The sequence below is a fragment of the Alteromonas sp. DYW1 genome (assembly GCF_059752595.1).
Genome location: NZ_CM186038.1, coordinates 2,766,855 through 2,783,000, shown reverse-complemented (window position 1 = coordinate 2,783,000; position 16,146 = coordinate 2,766,855). Strand labels below are relative to the sequence as shown.

Annotated in this window: 11 protein-coding genes; 6 read left to right on the top strand and 5 right to left on the bottom strand. The window is 42.7% G+C overall.

The genetic code is table 11. From position 1 onward, the window contains the following. Positions 1 to 155: 155 nt before the first annotated feature. From AC121Z_RS12475 to AC121Z_RS12465, 3 genes are all read right to left on the bottom strand, one after another. A complete protein-coding gene (locus AC121Z_RS12475; RefSeq protein WP_498124348.1) occupies positions 156 to 2,507 on the bottom strand; it encodes a rhamnan synthesis F family protein in 2,352 nt (783 codons plus the stop codon). A gap of 126 nt (positions 2,508 to 2,633) precedes the next feature. Beyond that, positions 2,634 to 3,797 carry a polysaccharide pyruvyl transferase family protein gene (locus tag AC121Z_RS12470; RefSeq protein WP_498124347.1) on the bottom strand — a complete coding sequence of 388 codons (1,164 nt, stop codon included), beginning with the start codon at positions 3,795 to 3,797 and terminating at the stop codon, positions 2,634 to 2,636. Positions 3,798 to 3,876: 79 nt separating this feature from the next. Next, positions 3,877 to 5,532, bottom strand: a complete 1,656-nt coding sequence (locus tag AC121Z_RS12465; RefSeq protein ID WP_498124346.1) for a hypothetical protein — start codon at positions 5,530 to 5,532, stop codon at positions 3,877 to 3,879. A 417-nt stretch (positions 5,533 to 5,949) separates the two neighbouring features. Here AC121Z_RS12465 and AC121Z_RS12460 point away from each other — a divergent pair, with 417 nt between their 5' ends. From AC121Z_RS12460 to AC121Z_RS12435, 6 genes are all read left to right on the top strand, one after another. Then, a complete protein-coding gene (locus AC121Z_RS12460; protein ID WP_498128242.1) occupies positions 5,950 to 7,662 on the top strand; it encodes a glycosyltransferase family 2 protein in 1,713 nt (570 codons plus the stop codon). After that, a complete protein-coding gene (locus AC121Z_RS12455) occupies positions 7,655 to 8,869 on the top strand; it encodes a glycosyltransferase family 4 protein (RefSeq protein ID WP_498124345.1) in 1,215 nt (404 codons plus the stop codon). The genes AC121Z_RS12460 and AC121Z_RS12455 overlap by 8 nt, the downstream gene beginning before the upstream one ends. A 74-nt stretch (positions 8,870 to 8,943) precedes the next feature. Further along, complete coding sequence (locus AC121Z_RS12450) at positions 8,944 to 10,290, top strand: UDP-glucose dehydrogenase family protein (RefSeq protein WP_498124344.1); 1,347 nt, start codon at positions 8,944 to 8,946, stop codon at positions 10,288 to 10,290. Next, complete coding sequence (galU, locus tag AC121Z_RS12445) at positions 10,287 to 11,186, top strand: UTP--glucose-1-phosphate uridylyltransferase GalU (protein ID WP_498124343.1); 900 nt, start codon at positions 10,287 to 10,289, stop codon at positions 11,184 to 11,186. The genes AC121Z_RS12450 and galU overlap by 4 nt, the downstream gene beginning before the upstream one ends. A gap of 226 nt (positions 11,187 to 11,412) precedes the next feature. Next, complete coding sequence (locus AC121Z_RS12440; protein WP_498124342.1) at positions 11,413 to 12,336, top strand: SUMF1/EgtB/PvdO family nonheme iron enzyme; 924 nt, start codon at positions 11,413 to 11,415, stop codon at positions 12,334 to 12,336. Between the two features lie 72 nt (positions 12,337 to 12,408). Next, positions 12,409 to 14,229: a sulfatase gene (locus AC121Z_RS12435; protein ID WP_498124341.1), complete on the top strand. Its 1,821-nt coding sequence runs from the start codon at positions 12,409 to 12,411 to the stop codon at positions 14,227 to 14,229. A 196-nt stretch (positions 14,230 to 14,425) separates the two neighbouring features. On the opposite strand, the gene AC121Z_RS12430 is transcribed toward AC121Z_RS12435, so the two are convergent. Next, the gene (locus AC121Z_RS12430; RefSeq protein ID WP_498124340.1) at positions 14,426 to 14,740 is read right to left on the bottom strand and encodes a ComEA family DNA-binding protein; all 315 of its coding nucleotides are present in this window, start codon (positions 14,738 to 14,740) and stop codon (positions 14,426 to 14,428) included. Positions 14,741 to 15,033: 293 nt separating this feature from the next. Beyond that, positions 15,034 to 16,041, bottom strand: coding sequence for an isocitrate dehydrogenase (locus tag AC121Z_RS12425; RefSeq protein ID WP_498124339.1), 1,008 nt, complete (start codon positions 16,039 to 16,041; stop codon positions 15,034 to 15,036). Positions 16,042 to 16,146: the final 105 nt, after the last annotated feature.

Genomic DNA, 16,146 nt, shown 5'->3' with positions numbered 1-16,146 from the left:
AATCATTTTATTGTTGCTTGAATAAGCGAGTGTTTTTTCTGAATGACTAACAGAGTTTATCGCTTCCAGCTTAACATGATTTTGGAGTGAGGAAGAGAACCAAGCCAGTTATAAGCGCTATATTTGATGCAAATCAAGAAGCAAATTAACCGTATTCACCGGTGTAAATTAATCGATTCCAATTGTTCAACAAATTTTACCTCAAATCCGTTTTGCTGAGCGACTAAATGAATGATTCGCTCCACCGCATGCATCAAAGTGCCATCAGTTTGTCCCTCTTCTGTAGGAAAGATCAGTCCATCAGTTTCATATTCAGTCAAACTTCGAAGAGCCGCAGGGCGGTACCAGAACATAGAGCCGGCGACAAATTCACCTACATGCTCCTCCAACTTCAATCCTAACCGCCGTGCCAACTCTTTTGCATGTTCGAGATTGTCTCCCCACGTTAAACTACTGACGATACGAGGGTGGTAGTTCGGCATAACCAAACCCAAATTAGGGTAGGATTCAAATGCGCGTAAAATGTGGGTGCTGAAAGCCGGATCCGTTAACTGCCATAGCAGTTGGCTTCGCCAACCTCGAAGTGACGGTTCATGCGGAGTTTTTTTAGTATGCAATTTCAATACTAGCTCGCACTGGTTAAGCTCAGAGTTAGCAAGTTTGAGCCACGGAAGTATATCTCTACCTTTGTTTTCAAAAGCTGTAACTTTGATTTTTGGATTACCGCTAAATAGGTGACGGAGTTCATCTTCGAAACCTAAAGGGCAGGAAATAGCAATATGCTTAATATTAGGTATTAACTTAATGTTGGCAAAAATTTGTGGAAGCAATTGAGGATAAAATGCGTGAATACATATACCGACTTCAGGGGAACTGGCCCGATCAATTTTAGGCAATGAATAAAGCGTTGGATCCCGCCATACAATTTCTTCAGATAACAAAAACTCGGGCCACAAGAAGTTCTTATCAAAAAGTCTTTCGAAATGAGAGAATAAATAATCGAGATAACAAACTTGTGAATATAACGGTAATTTTGATGTTGCTTCTATTATCCAGTTACGGTTTTCACGAAGTACGAACGCGCTTTGACACATATAACGATCTAATGCCATGCCCTCACTTCTATCTGAGGTCATAGCATCCACAACCTGCTCATAGTGATCGATGGTTAGCATTAATCCAGTTTGTGTATTCTTTTGTTGGTGCTCTTTATTATTTGAAGCCTCATGCGCAGCTAGCATTTCTTCGAAGTACTTTTTTGAATGCAATACCGCCGGTTTAGTTTCGTCTAGGGTTTCGGCCTTATGCAAATACTCTTTAGCTAAAGGGAAGTTTCGCTGTGTAGTCGCGAGTGAAGCTAGCCGAGCGAAGCACGTTGCATTGTCTGGGGCTAATTCAAGTGCTTTGTTGAAAAACTTGCTCGCTTCCTCAAACTTTCGAACTCTCATATAGATATCACCGGCATTTAAGAATCGCCATGGTTGTGGTTTGATATCTAAAGCTCTCAAAGCAACATCTTGTGCAAGGTCATGCATACGCCACTTCATTAGTAGTGGAAAAACCTTATCTAACTGGTTTGGATCAAGAGTATTGATCATCTCTAACCAATTTACCCTACTAGCCTGTTGAGCTGAAAACGACCGTAAGCAATCCAATGTATCTTGCCATGAGAGACTGTCAAAATTTGGTCGACAACTAAAAGCACTGGGTAAATCACCAACGGTTTTTGACTTTCTCGCCTCATTTAATAGAGCTCTACTTAAAGTGTGGCGGGGAGAATAAGTAATGTTTTCGTGTTCGCAAACATCACTTAATTCTTGTAGTTCAGTTTGCAGCGATTCACACTTTTGTATTACGTTTGGACTTAAAGCATCGAGCAATGAAACAGGAATAGTTTGTTGTAGTAGCGATTTTTCAAATGTATTTGCGGAGAATATAGAGCAATCAAATCCCTTCTTTGCTGCTATTTCGGTTATGTCTGGCTGTTTAGTTATGAATGATGGTTGATCAAACAAAAGCGAGTTATCGCCGTGTCCTTTGAACCAATCAATAATGGCTTGTGAAGCATTTATCCACATTTGCGCTGCAAGATCAGGCGTTTTCCAGAACTGGAGATCCTCTTCTCTGTTTAGAGCTGAGCCGCTATATTGAATAATCTGCCTGCTGTGCCTTTTCAGTAATGAAGAAATAGAAAGACGCCAATCTCTGAATACAAAAATGAGTTTTAAATTGCCCTCTAGTACACTGTCCCACTGCTCCAAAAAGAGCAACGCTCGAGGATCTTTGGCACCTATTAGTTGCCCTTGTTTTCTGTCAGCTATGCGCTTTAAATAATAGTTTTCGAAATCATTGGTTAGGCAACTAGGGACGTGTAATGGCTTATCCATGCAATAGCGCCAGTCGGTAGCATTTAGATTTAATGCTCTGTCATGCAAGTCGACTAATGCGTTGTCTTCGAAATGCCCTTTGGGATTCGCGAAACTCGCTCCCATGAGGCTTTCACCCATATTGACGCCACTAGCGCTCATTGTTCCCGCCACCAAAGACGTGCCGCTTCTATGGAATCCAGTACATAAATAAAACGGTTGGGATTTCAATTTACGTCCTATTGCTCATACGTATATTCACGCTGTTTATGCGCCACTGTTTGCAAGTTTAAGCAACTCAGGGTTAACAGATAATGTGTTGGAGTGTAAAAATTCAACATAATTTTGGGCATTCTTGATTCTCACAGAATCATAGTTAGCTGCATCTTCTAATTTCCAACGACACGCAGCTATCAATGATTCAGCACCCATGTTTTCGACATCCTTATAGTGAACAACTGGGATCCCAGTTGTCACAGCCAATTCTTCAGTACGTGAATCGATGCTAATTACTTTGCCTGGTACGCCTGCCTGAATTGGTAAAGCAACGCCATGGTAGCGAGGGCCAATTGCTAAGGTAAAGTGACGCGAATAGTGCATCCAATTTTGTGCATCGGCAAAAAATACGCCGAAGCTCTCGAACCAACCTTTTATTTTGGTCCAGTTGCCAATACGTGAATATACCTTTTCTAGTAGGTCGACTTTGTTCTTGTCAATACTTTCAGCCTCGCCAATGGCTAATTGGATTAGAGCTGCTGGGTGCTGCAATATATAATCGCCTTTATATTTCTCAACAATTTCGGTGAGAACGTTTTCTAAGCTGGATGATGGGTGCCACGGATTTCCTGCAGCGGTCATGATTCTATCGTATTGAGTGCGTTGTTGATGTTGATAACAACGTTGACCTAAGCCGTTTTGTAATGAAATAAATTGAGATGGGCAACCAAACGGAGACGATTCAACTCCGTAGTGCTCAAGAACTTGGCTCGAAAATGTTCCGCGCGTAATAATGTTTGATTTATTGGGGTCTGCTCTCAATGAACGGCTCAACTGTATGAAATCTTTTGAGCCTTCAGGAATATTGGGTATTTCACCAATGGCGTTGCTTTGTGCACCTATTCCTATAAGCGTCGTTGGTAGATCAAAGTGTCGCAAGCGGTCAGCCCAACCACTTAAATCTACATGAGAGCCTATTTGATTGGCACAACAGATAACAAGATGGTCATAGTGCTTATTGACTGCTTTAGGATTGTCTCCCCAATATACAATGCCAATTTCGTTATCTAGGATATTTTGAACCCCCTCAACAAATGCGACGTTCCCAGTATTTCCACCGGTTGCCGTCATCCATTCCTCAGAGTTGGCTTCGAAAAGTCTGTTTTTGATAAACTTTTCAATATGTACCAAATTTGTGACGAGTCCAATTTTCATTCGTATATCCTAATTTTTAACAGCATGAAGACTACCCTATTACAATATTTTGCAGCCTCTTTTAATGGAGCTGAGTTTATCACTTTTGCTTGAGAAGTTTCTTTAAGTCACTATATTTTTTTAAAAAATACAATTGAATGCGCTGCCAGACAGTGAACTTAAGTTTTTCTATTAACTCTGGGGCTCTGGAGTGTGACGAGGTTTTTAGTTCTGATACTAATTGCTCGGCTAGACTAGGGTTAAATTGTTTTAAAGCCTTTAGCAAAGACGTTACGTCGACGTTTTTATCTAGAGAAACTTGTTCTTTGTTTGAAGCTATATTGGAGACTAAATAAGTAACTTTATCCAAATCTAGAGGCACGATAGTTGATACATTCTTGGCTATGTCAATTAGTGGGCTTATATGTTGCTCAATAGAGCACGTTTCCAAGAAAGAAAAAGGAGGTTTGTCTTTACTGTATTTTTGGAAAAATGAATCTAGTCGCTGACGTACTTCCTGACTGGCAAACTGATTTAACAAAAGCATTAGTTCGATCGCTTCAAGGCAATACTGACTATTGACCCGTTCTTCTTTAACTGAAATGTCTATTCGTTTTGGCAGCTTTGACTTGAAGTCGGCTAATAGGGAACCATTGAAGAAAAGCTCTTTATCGAAATACCCCAATGTTACTTTTGCTGGTAGCTCTCGAATAATTGAGGCTAAAACCTCTATTGATATAAAACGTACTTTTTTTGGTAATTCAAACCGGTTCGTTCTTCCATGGCGTTTTATTTCTTGGTGGAACGCCGACTCAATAATATCTAGCGGATTTCGTATATAAAAGACATAAGACGCGTCGGGCAAATGCGCGAATAGCCATGGTAAATAGTAATAAAAGTGTTCAGATGACAACAATAAAGTTTCATATTCACTTTCACTAAAAGCCTCTAACAGCTTTGTTGTTTTTTCTAAATCCAAATAGGCGACATTTGTTTTCGGATTGAGGCTTATAATTTCATCAACATTTCCGCCACTTACTTTATTCTTGTCGACCCCGTGGCTCGGATAGTACACACCTTCGTCAGCGAGCTTTGGAACGTTGCTGTTTAACCAAAACTGTATTGCAGACGTGCCTGTTTTAGGCGGCCCAACATGGATGACAATGCTTTTATTTTTGGGGATTGTGAGCTGCTTTTCTTGCTGCATTTTGCGAAAACGTTCCTCAAAGAGCACTTTAGCATCATTGAAAAGCGCTACATCTTTGTCATGCAGCTTACTAATATTATTTAGGTCTTCTTCCGATATTTCATTAAATAACGCGGACGAAATATTGTTGTATGGCAGTTTACATAAATCTAGCTTTAGCCAATTCTCAACTAAAAGTAAGCTCTGGTATGGGTGAGTGCCGAGCCCAATAAATCCAATTTCACTTATTGTTATATTGGACATGATCTTTGAGTATAAATTTAGTCGAGAAGGATGTGAGTAAAACTCCTCAAATGTAGGCTTGTTTTGTAATTCCCCGAACATTTTGCTGTAAGCTTGATGCAACCGTTTAGCCGGATGTGTAATAACAATCCCTACTTGTGATAGCGCCAAGTTTTGAGACGGTGATTTATGACCTGCTATAAACGTTTTGTAATCGATATTTTGCAGAATTTCCTCTTTGGACGGCGATGAACGCTCAATCACATCGTAAAGCGAAAATGGAAAACATGCCGGAATATCTATTAGCTTGTATGGAGTTTGAATCACTATGTTGAATTTCAATGGTTAAAGATGGCAAACAAAAAGCGTTTTTGCGACTTCTCACGAAGAAGGGCGTTGATTTTAGCGCAGCTTTGTAAAGTTTGGAATTCATTTAGGTAGAACCAAATAATCAGCTTTTATGATCTAAAACCGACCTTTCGGAAGTGATAAAAAGTGATTCTTCTTTGTGAGCTAGCAATAATGGATGATGAGCCGGTGACCTTAGTTGATGAAAATTAATGTTCACTACTATAGTGTTCTCTGACATTTATAAGATCTTCGTTAATATTTGACCGCCGAACGCCAAAATCCATCTTTCTCGCGCAGCAATCAAATTGATTCACAGACAACAACTATGCTACTTTAAGCCCCAAATTTCCTAGTCCCACCTTATTGAAGCACAGGGTAGTTGTCTTGAAAAAAATGAAATCCTTGGTGAAGCGTCTCATTGGACGATCGGGTACAAATGTATCACCAATTACCGTCGACATTTGCGCAGAAACTGTAAGCGGTTTTGTGGTTATTGGCTGGTATTTATCAGAGGTGGTGAGAGACCTTTCAATGGTTGATGATGCGGGGAGAGCGTTAGATACGGAAACATCTGAAATTACCCGAGATGACGTTATCGCGCAAATAGGCAAACCTGCAAAGGGATTTCAACTCGTTTGTGTCACAGACAAGCCTCTGTCAGAAATAAAGTTAGTCATACATTTAGTCAATGGAGAAACGCAAACCTTAACGCTTAACTTAAGCAGCGGGGATTCTTTCGCTATGCCCACTGTCGCAACGGAGTCTGGTGGCTCAAATATTACGGCCGCTGCATTGGCAGCGAATGCATCATGTGAGTTTGCGATTGTGTCACCCACTCATATGTTGATTAGTGGCTGGATAGTGGACCATGATGTAATTATTGATGGATATCTGTGTAATAAAGGTGGTGATGAAGTAGCGTCAGTGACGAGTCAGTTACGCAGTTCTCGCGAAGATGTTCAGGAAGCGGTTGGTGGTAACACAAAGCTTCAAACGGGTTTTCTAATGTTACTTGAGCGCAAAGATACTAAAACGTATCGAGAAGGCGCCTTGTATATGTCAATTGAAACGGGGGGGCGAAAACGGCTACAAATCCCTGTGAATGAAATATACAGCACCGAATACGATGGCATGATGAACCTCAAGCGTATGCTGTTGCCTTGGGCTCCCCATATTCCGAGTCATTTGAAGCAAGCTGATATGTTTGAACCCATCATAAGAGCGATGTATCCAGCGGATAAAACGGCGAGTGTTAGAAGAGAAGATTTTGGTACAAGGGTTGAAAACCCTAGGGCATCAATCATTATTCCGCTATATGGCCGTTACGACTTTATTAAGTATCAGATCTCACATTTCGCTCGATATAACAACTATCGAGATATCGAAATAATCTATGTCGTTGATCACCCCAAAATTGCCAAACCAGCGAAGTCTCTTGCCAATCGAATGAGCCAATGTTTCGGACACTCTTTTACGATGTTGTTTTTGTCCGACAATGTAGGGTTTGGCACCGCCAATAATATCGGCGTGCAGCATGCAGCCTCTGAAACTTTGATATTAATGAATTCAGATGTATTACCGAAAAATTCTCGCTGGTTGGATCAGATGATGGCGGTAGCGTCTGACGAAAATGTGGGTATCGTTGGTGCTCGTTTACTCTATGAAGACGACACCATTCAACACGACGGAATGGCACCATACACGGTGAACGAGTACCCCGGTTTATATTTTAACGACCATCCGTCTAAGGGATGGCCTAAGCAACTGGCAACCTACAATCATGAGGTAGAAGCGTGTGACTTGTTAACCGCCGCATTATGGGTAATGAAAAAATCAACGTTTGAGCAAGCAAAAGGGTTTGACCCAGCCTACGTGTTGGGGGATTTCGAAGATTCAGATTTGTGCTTTAAAGTTTTGGCGCAGGGAAAGAAAAACTACATTCATCACGGCACCGAGATTTACCACTTAGAACGTCAAAGTCAAAATTTGGTCGAGTCAGGCGGTTGGAAACATAATTTAACAGTGTTAAATGCAATTACATTTAATCAGCGGTGGAGTGAAGAAATTAAACAGCTCGCTAATGCTGGAGTAGCAGATAATGAATAAGGTCGCTTTTATCTCTCACGGACATCCTGAGTTGAGTAAAGGTGGTGCTGAAGTGGCATCATGGAATCTATACAAAACGCTCAAATCAGAGGGCGTTGAATGTCTTTATATAGCTCGAGCTGAAGAGTCTAGCCACGGTGGCTCTACGTTTTCGCAACGTGGTGATGAGGTACTTTTTCATACTAGCATGCACGAGTGGTTTACCCTAAGCACTACAAATACCAAAGAGTTGTTCAATGATCTGGGCAAAATGCTAAAAAAGTTCAATCCAGACATAGTTCACGTGCATCATTATGCCCATATGGGTATCGAAATTTTTGCTGCGATTAAACTGGCTGTTCCCAATGCTAAGTTGGTGTTTACAATCCATGAATTTATGGCAATGTGTATGCACAACGGTCAAATGGTGACCAAGGGAACACTTAAATTGTGTAACAAGGCTGTTTACTCAGATTGTCATAAGTGTTTCCCTCAACACTCACCCGGAGACTTCTTTTTGCGCAGGCAATATTTACTCGATCAATTTGCACACGTTGATGCATTTGTATCGCCTAGTGAGTTTTTGGCGCAGCGATACATAGAGTGGGGATTGCCGGCCAGCAAGATGAATGTCATCGAAAACGTACTGCCAGATATTAACGCTATACCTCCTCGTACATTGGCCGAAGATGAAAAACGCTATAGATTTGCTTTCTTTGGACAGATCAATCCTTACAAAGGAATAGACCTGCTGCTTCAAGCTATAGCATTACTACCCAAAGACATTCGAGCAAAGCTTCGCGTTGATTTGCATGGCGCTAACTTGGATGCTCAAGAAAGTAGTTTCAAAAAGAAATTTATTAAATTATACCGAGAAGTTGAAGACGTCGTACATTTGCGTGGTCAATACGAGGCGGAACAATTACCTAGTCGAATGGCTGAATGTGATTGGGTCGTCATTCCTTCAATTTGGTGGGAGAATTCCCCAGTTGTTATTCAAGAAGCCATCCGCTTAGGACGCCCCTTAATTGGCGCTAATATCGGTGGCATGAAAGAGAAAATTGAGAATATTGCAGGGCTAACTTTCGAAGCGAGAAGCACTGCTTCACTAGCCGATACGATGCTAAAAGCTATGGAGCAGGATGTGTTTGACTATTGGCAGTCGAAGTTGGCTGGACACAGCTGCTCGAAATCCGAGCACTTGGCATTTTTGCGCAGTTTAGCCTAGTCCAATACATTGTTTTGTCATATGTTACTGTTATATATGCAGTCAGTCATTGGTATTAAGAAGTGTAGATAGCGATGCGGATAACAGTATTCGGTGCAGGGTATGTGGGTTTAGTGCAAGCGGCCGTGTTGGCTGAAGTGGGTCATGATGTGCTGTGCATTGATGTCGATGAAAAGAAGGTTGATGGCCTAAACACTGGTAATGTTCCAATTTTTGAGCCTGGTCTGGCCCCCTTAGTCAGTAACAATATTGAGGCCGGCCGCCTGAAGTTCGCTACAGACGCTCAACAAGGTGTTTTGTTCGGTGAGACCATTTTTATTGCGGTTGGCACGCCGCCCGATGAAGATGGTTCTGCTGACCTTTCTCATGTTCTAGATGTCGCAAAAATGATTGCTACTCACATGCATGACCACAGAATTATTGTGGTTAAGTCAACAGTGCCAGTGGGGACTAGTGACCAAGTTCAAACGCAAATCAGAAAGACATTACAACAGCTAAAAAAATCTTGTGGTTTTGATATCGTTTCAAATCCTGAGTTCCTCAAAGAAGGTGCAGCAGTCAACGATTGCATGCGACCTGACCGAATTATTATAGGCACAGACAGTGACTACGCTGAAAAGCGCCTACGTGAGCTTTACGCGCCGTTTAACCGCAATCATGACAAAGTCATCGTCATGGACGTACGTAGCGCGGAGTTAACCAAATATGCCGCCAATTGCATGTTGGCTACCAAAATCAGTTTTATGAATGAAATGTCGAACTTGGCTGAGGCATTTGGTGCCGATATTGAACACGTGCGGCGCGGTATCGGCTCAGATCCTCGGATTGGTTATCAATTCATATATCCTGGTTGCGGTTATGGCGGCTCTTGTTTCCCTAAAGATGTGCAGGCGCTCGCAAAAAGTGCAAAGAGTATCGGGATTAATCCAGAAATCCTGAATGCGGTTGAGTCGGTAAATCAGCGACAAAAGCAAAAACTGTTTGGTTATATTCAAACGCATTATGGGCAAAACCTGAAAGGCAAAACATTTGCATTATGGGGGCTGGCATTTAAACCTAACACCGATGATATGCGTGAAGCATCATCACGCACCCTGATGGAAGCGTTGTGGCAGGCCGGTGCTAAAGTTCAGGCTTACGATCCTGAGGCGATGGAAGAAACTCAGCGAATTTATGGAGAGCGCTCAGATCTCGAATTGGTCGGCACAAAAGAAAGTGCGCTCAAGGGTGCTGATGGGCTTATTATTTGCACTGAGTGGCAGTCGTTCAGAGCGCCGGATTTTACCATGTTAAGAGAGAAATTGGCCGACGCCGTCATTTTTGATGGCCGAAACTTGTATGAACCAGAGTTGATGCTGGAATATGGATTGCATTACTATGGGATCGGTAGAGGATTATCAGTTAAGGAACCACACTCATGAGTCAAGTTAAAAAGGCGGTTATTCCTGTAGCCGGACTAGGAACACGAATGCTGCCTGCGACCAAGGCGATACCTAAAGAAATGCTGCCCGTTGTTGACAAACCATTGATACAATACGTTGTTGCAGAGTGTGTGGCGGCGGGTATCAAAGAGATCATCTTGGTGACTCACGCCAGTAAAAACAGTATTGAAAATCACTTTGATACCAGTTTTGAACTTGAAGCCACGCTTGAAAAACGGGTAAAGCGTCAGCTATTAGCTGACGTGCAATCGATCTGCCCAACCGATGTAACTATTATGCATGTTCGCCAAGGCGTCGCAAAAGGCCTTGGGCACGCGATTTTATGTGCGCGCCCAATGGTTGGCGATGCGCCATTCGCGGTCGTGCTGCCTGATGTAATTATTGATGACGCGGCGTCAAACCTGAAGAAAGACAACATGGCAGACATGGTCGCAAAGTTTAATACCAGTCGTGTCAGCCAAATCATGGTAGAAAAAGTTCCGCACGAAGAAGTGAACAAGTACGGAGTTGTCGATCTGGAAGGTCTTGAATTGAAAGCGGGAGAATCTGGTAAAATTCATGCCATGGTTGAAAAGCCGCCGATTGATGAAGCGCCATCTGACTTAGCCGTAGTGGGGCGCTATGTGCTGTCGGAGGGTATATGGGATTGTCTAGCGTCTACGCCTCCAGGCGCGGGCGATGAAATCCAATTGACTGATGCAATCGCCACATTGATGAATAAAGAACAAGTGGATGCCTATTATATGAAAGGCAAGAGTCATGACTGTGGTAGCAAACTTGGATATATGATGGCGAATGTGGAGTACGCGATGCGTCATCCTGAGTTAAAAGAAGAGTTTAGCGCGTTTATTAAAATGATTTCAGGCAATGAATAGCAATTAAAGAACGTTACTCAACGACTGATATGTTAGGCGATTCGCATCTACTAAGTACATTAAATGCGGGTCGCTGAGCCTGACTTTTATTAAAGCTTTCATACGGTGAGTGATCGCTTTATCTTTACACCTTTTCGTTTAATGAATCATGTTTCCTCATATGAGCCGTACAAATAGATCTGTTGTAACTCTTATACTTACTTTTCTACTCCTGAGTTGTAATGAAATGTCAGAAACAAGTGAGACTAGTAGCAAGCAATGTCCAGACTTAGCCGAGAAAGACATTAGCTTTGATGCTGGTGAGTTCATTATAGGAGAAGCGGGTATATATGATGAGGAAGTTGGAAGGCGCACTGCGATTGTGAATGCCTTCGCAATCAGTCATACCGAGGTCACCAATCAGCAGTTTAAAACATTTGTTGATGCCACGGGCTACAAAACTAGAGCTGAGAGGGGCCTAGACAAAGCCGTTGCGCCGGATTTACCTGAAAGTGCTAGAGTTCCGGGTTCACTCGTATTTGCACCCTTCGCATCAGATGATTATCTTAACCAAATGCGCTGGTGGATTTTTGTACCGGGGGCCAACTGGAAGCACCCATACGGCCCAGCTAGTAATATTTTAGGAAAGGAACGCCATCCTGTTGTACATATCACTTATGAAGACGCAATTGAATATGCCAAATGGGCTGGACGACGGTTACCTTCCGAAGCTGAATGGGAATACGCTGCGCGCAATGCTGGTAAAACTGCTCCCATTTTGGACAGAACGGCCCCTAAAAATGCTAATGTTTGGCACGGAAAATTTCCCTATCATGAAACCACGCTAGATGGATTTCAAGGAACAGCTCCGGTCGGGTGTTATGCGCCAGACAGTAATGGCCTTTACGATATGTTGGGCAATGTATGGGAATTAACCGATAGTACTTATTATCCTAATCATATGCGTGAAAGCCCGCCTATGAGAGAAGGTGCGGTGGATTTTTTCCATTCTGAAGAAGTGCCATTGGTAGTGATTAAAGGGGGATCACATTTGTGTTCAGAAAACGTATGTGCAAGGTATAGACCAGAAGCTCGCCAACCTCAGGATAAATATCTTGGAACATCCCATGTAGGCTTTAGAACAGTAGCGCTCAACTTTCTTTCTCAATAAAGCAGATCTTGATACAGCAAATTCAATATCAAGTGATCGGTTTAAATTAAATACCTTTTCTTGCCAATTGATATGAAATTAAACATCATATCTGCAGTATATAAATTTGCCTCACGTTCTGGGAAACATATGGTCAACAAGGTCTCAGTAGTAAAGTCAACGGTCATATGCTTCATTCTTACAGTATTGATTGGTTGTGGTGGAAGCTCAGGCGACGAAGAAACGCCCAATACCCCGATAATAGACACTGACAAGCCAAACTTCATTTTTGTTCTTGCTGATGACTTAGGTTATACCGATGTGGGTTTTTTTGCATCGCACTTAACAGGCATTCCGGTCGATCAACAGTATTATGAAACGCCTAATATAGATCGACTTGCACAACAAGGAGTGGCATTTACAAATGCATATGCCAATCCACTCTGCTCCCCAACGAGAGCTGCTTTACTAACAGGTAAATTTGCTAGCCGAATGGGTTTTAATACTGCAACACCAAATAGAGAGCGAACATATTTTGGGAATGGTTTAAATCCACCTGAGGGGGTACACCCCTTTGATTTTACCTATTCTAATCGAGCTGGGGCACAATATGCTTTAGCAAACGGTTCCACTCAAACAGCATTAATTTCCGGATCGAGGCTAGATGAAGGCAAGGATGAAATCGTCATTGCGGAAGTTTTACAAGGTTATCGTTCTGCGTTTTTGGGTAAATGGCACCTAGGGGGGCATGGTGCCGAAGGGTATCAACCGAAGGACCAAGGGTTTGAGGAGCTCGCCTACTTTGATGCAGGTGGTTCCGACTATTTTAATTGGCGCGCCAGTTGGACTGCCGAATACTTCAGCTCACTGGAAGTTGGGACTGTTCCTCTGGCAAAGGGTCAACTAGGAAAGGACACAGGTCAATCATTTTTAACCCGGGAACTGACTTCACAAGCAATAAATTTTATTGAAGAGAGCGCTAGGCTTCGTGTGCCTTTTTTCTTGTTTGTCTCCCATTTTGCTGTTCACACTCCTATTCAAGCAGAGGCTAATACAGTTAGTTATTACAGCGCCAAGCAAACTAGAGGTTGGAATCAGCACAACAATCCTACCTACGCGGCGATGGTTGATAGTTTGGATGAATCGATAGGCCGATTGTTTGAGCACCTTACTAGATTAGGGATAGATGATAATACTTACGTTGTGTTTATGTCTGACAATGGTGGGGTAGATTACATTCTCAATCGCAGTGATATTCCACAAAAGGGGGACGCGGATAATCCCCCGCCGACATCAAATACGCCGCTGAAAGGAGGAAAGGCAACGCTTTATGAAGGTGGGGTTAGAGTTCCTCTTCTTATTTGGCATCAAAATAAAGTTGCGGTGGGGAAAAAAGTGAACACAGTAGTAGATGCAACCGATCTGTTTCCAACTATCATGGACCTCTCAGGATTAGATTCTGATGCTTATTCTGAGCAGCATGAAGGCACCGATAATGCGTTAGATGGCCAGAGCCTTTTGCCTTTTCTGACAGATACTAATCAAGAGCAAGAATACCGAAAAGATACTATATATTGGCATTATCCCTTCAATGTGATTGTCAATAATCCGAGCGACGGACTACCTCTGAGTCCCCATTCCGCCATCAGGAAAGGTCCTCACAAGCTGATTTTAGACTGGCATGGTGTTGTGTCACTGTACAATTTAGAGATCGACCCGTTTGAAACGACTAATTTAAAGGATTCGCACATAGAATTGGCAAAAACATTGTGCATAGATTTACTGGAGTGGTTAGATAGTAATGTAGAATCTCATTACTTTCCGCAAGAAAACGTCAACTATGACGCAGATCTAGAACGAAGACTTATACCCTACAAAAATGTGCGAACCCTCAATGAGTGCACAGTTGACTAGCCTCACCATTAATGTGCTAGTTAAACTGTATGATTGGCCTCTCAGTTAGTCTTGCATAGTTGGTGGTTTTTGCTAAATTTCCAGGTAACAAAGGCCTTATTGCTTGAACATTGCAATAAGGCCTTTTCGTTTGCAGCGCGGTAAGCACCTTTTGCCGTTTTACTAAGAAACGAAGCTTTTCAAGTCGGGGCGCGACTCACACTTTTAGTTGCGGCTTTAACTTAGCCAGTAGTTTATCGCCAATACCCCGAACTTCAGTTAATTGATCCACATGGTGGAATTTTCCCACACTGTTGCGGTAATCAACGATTGCTTGTGCTTTGGATTGTCCAATACCTTTGAGAGCAGATAACTGTTCAACAGTTGCAGTATTAAGATCCAGCGCGCTGGGTACAGCGGGGGTAGACGCTACCGTGCTCTCGACCATGGTCTTTTTCGCGGCGACTGCGGGGGAAGCACTAAGTAGGGCTGTTAATGCAATAACGCTAAAGGTTATCAATGTCTTTTTCATATCAATCTCCATTTGATGATGTAGTTAATGGCATACAGTCATGCCCAACGTAGCAATTTATGGGTATCCAATGAATTGCAACATTGTGGCGGTAGCATAAAGAAATTGATTCTTGCTGACGAGATCAGGTTTAGATCAGTTTTATTTATGTGATTTTATGACGCCCAACATAAAAAACGCCCGGTATTCTGACCGGGCGTTGCTTACACATTTTGCCGCTTGTGGCTAACGTACTGCCTTGTGCTTAACTATTCAGGGCTAAGTTGCCTTGCGTTTAGGCACCGCTTGGAAGCTTATAATCTCTCTAATACTGCTTCTGTGAACTCTGTAGTACCAGACTCACCACCAAGGTCGCGTGTGGTGCGGTCACCAGATTCAATCACATCTTTTAGTGCACTGCGGATCTTGTCAGCTTTGTCTGCCATATTGAGGTATTCAAGCATTTGGATCGCCGCCAAAATAACCGATGTAGGGTTGGCTAGGTTTTTCCCTGCGATATCAGGAGCAGAGCCGTGAACAGCCTCGAAAATCGCGCAGTCTTCACCGATATTAGCGCCAGGAGCCATGCCTAAGCCACCAACAAGGCCTGCACAAAGATCGGACAAAATATCACCGAACAGATTGGTGGTTACAATGACATCAAATTGATGCGGATTCATCACGAGTTGCATACAGCAGTTATCCACGATCATTTCTGTAGACTCAATGTCTGGATAACGCTCACCAACTTCACGGGCCACTTTCAGGAACAAACCTGAAGTTGACTTAAGAATATTCGCTTTATGCACGGCGGTGACTTTTTTACGCCCTTCGCGGCGGGCCAGTTCGTAGGCAAAGGTCACAATCTTCTCTGCGCCTTCGCGCGTGATTTTACTCATCGCTTCAGCTTCAGTACCATCTTCGGAAACTACTTGGCCTAATCCTGAGTACATACCTTGCGTATTTTCGCGAACGGTAATGATGTCGATATCTTCGTAGCGTGCTTTTGTGCCTTTAAATGACAAAACTGGGCGTAAATTCGCATACAACTTAAACTGTTTACGCAAACTAACGTTAATTGAGGTAAATCCTTCACCTACCGGCGTAGTGAGTGGCCCCTTCAAGGCAACCTTGTTTTTTGCTATCAAGTCGAGGGTTTCTTTCGGTAGCAATTCGCCGTGGTTTTCCAACGCCATCAAGCCAGCATCAGCATAGTCATACACAAAATCACAGCCCGCTTTTTCTAAGATTTTGATCGTCGCGTCAATAATGTCTGGGCCGATGCCGTCACCACGGATCACCGTGATACGTTGCTGTGTCATGTAATTTCCTCTTTTCTTTCATCAATACTTACAAAGCCGAGCATTTTACTTGATTGGAGGAGTTGGTAACAGAGCTAATCGTCGAAATAAACAGCCGGAATGAAG

Excerpts from the sequence above, each read along its gene's own strand:
- AC121Z_RS12440 (WP_498124342.1), top strand. The coding sequence starts at position 11,413 with ATGTCAGAAACAAGTGAGACTAGTAGCAAGCAATGTCCAGACTTAGCC.
- AC121Z_RS12435 (WP_498124341.1), top strand. The coding sequence starts at position 12,409 with ATGAAATTAAACATCATATCTGCAGTATATAAATTTGCCTCACGTTCT.
- AC121Z_RS12450 (WP_498124344.1), top strand. The coding sequence starts at position 8,944 with ATGCGGATAACAGTATTCGGTGCAGGGTATGTGGGTTTAGTGCAAGCG.
- AC121Z_RS12460 (WP_498128242.1), top strand. The coding sequence starts at position 5,950 with ATGAAATCCTTGGTGAAGCGTCTCATTGGACGATCGGGTACAAATGTA.
- AC121Z_RS12455 (WP_498124345.1), top strand. The coding sequence starts at position 7,655 with ATGAATAAGGTCGCTTTTATCTCTCACGGACATCCTGAGTTGAGTAAA.
- AC121Z_RS12430 (WP_498124340.1), bottom strand. The coding sequence starts at position 14,740 with ATGAAAAAGACATTGATAACCTTTAGCGTTATTGCATTAACAGCCCTA.
- AC121Z_RS12475 (WP_498124348.1), bottom strand. The coding sequence starts at position 2,507 with ATGGGTGAAAGCCTCATGGGAGCGAGTTTCGCGAATCCCAAAGGGCAT.
- AC121Z_RS12425 (WP_498124339.1), bottom strand. The coding sequence starts at position 16,041 with ATGACACAGCAACGTATCACGGTGATCCGTGGTGACGGCATCGGCCCA.
- galU (WP_498124343.1), top strand. The coding sequence starts at position 10,287 with ATGAGTCAAGTTAAAAAGGCGGTTATTCCTGTAGCCGGACTAGGAACA.
- AC121Z_RS12470 (WP_498124347.1), bottom strand. The coding sequence starts at position 3,797 with ATGAAAATTGGACTCGTCACAAATTTGGTACATATTGAAAAGTTTATC.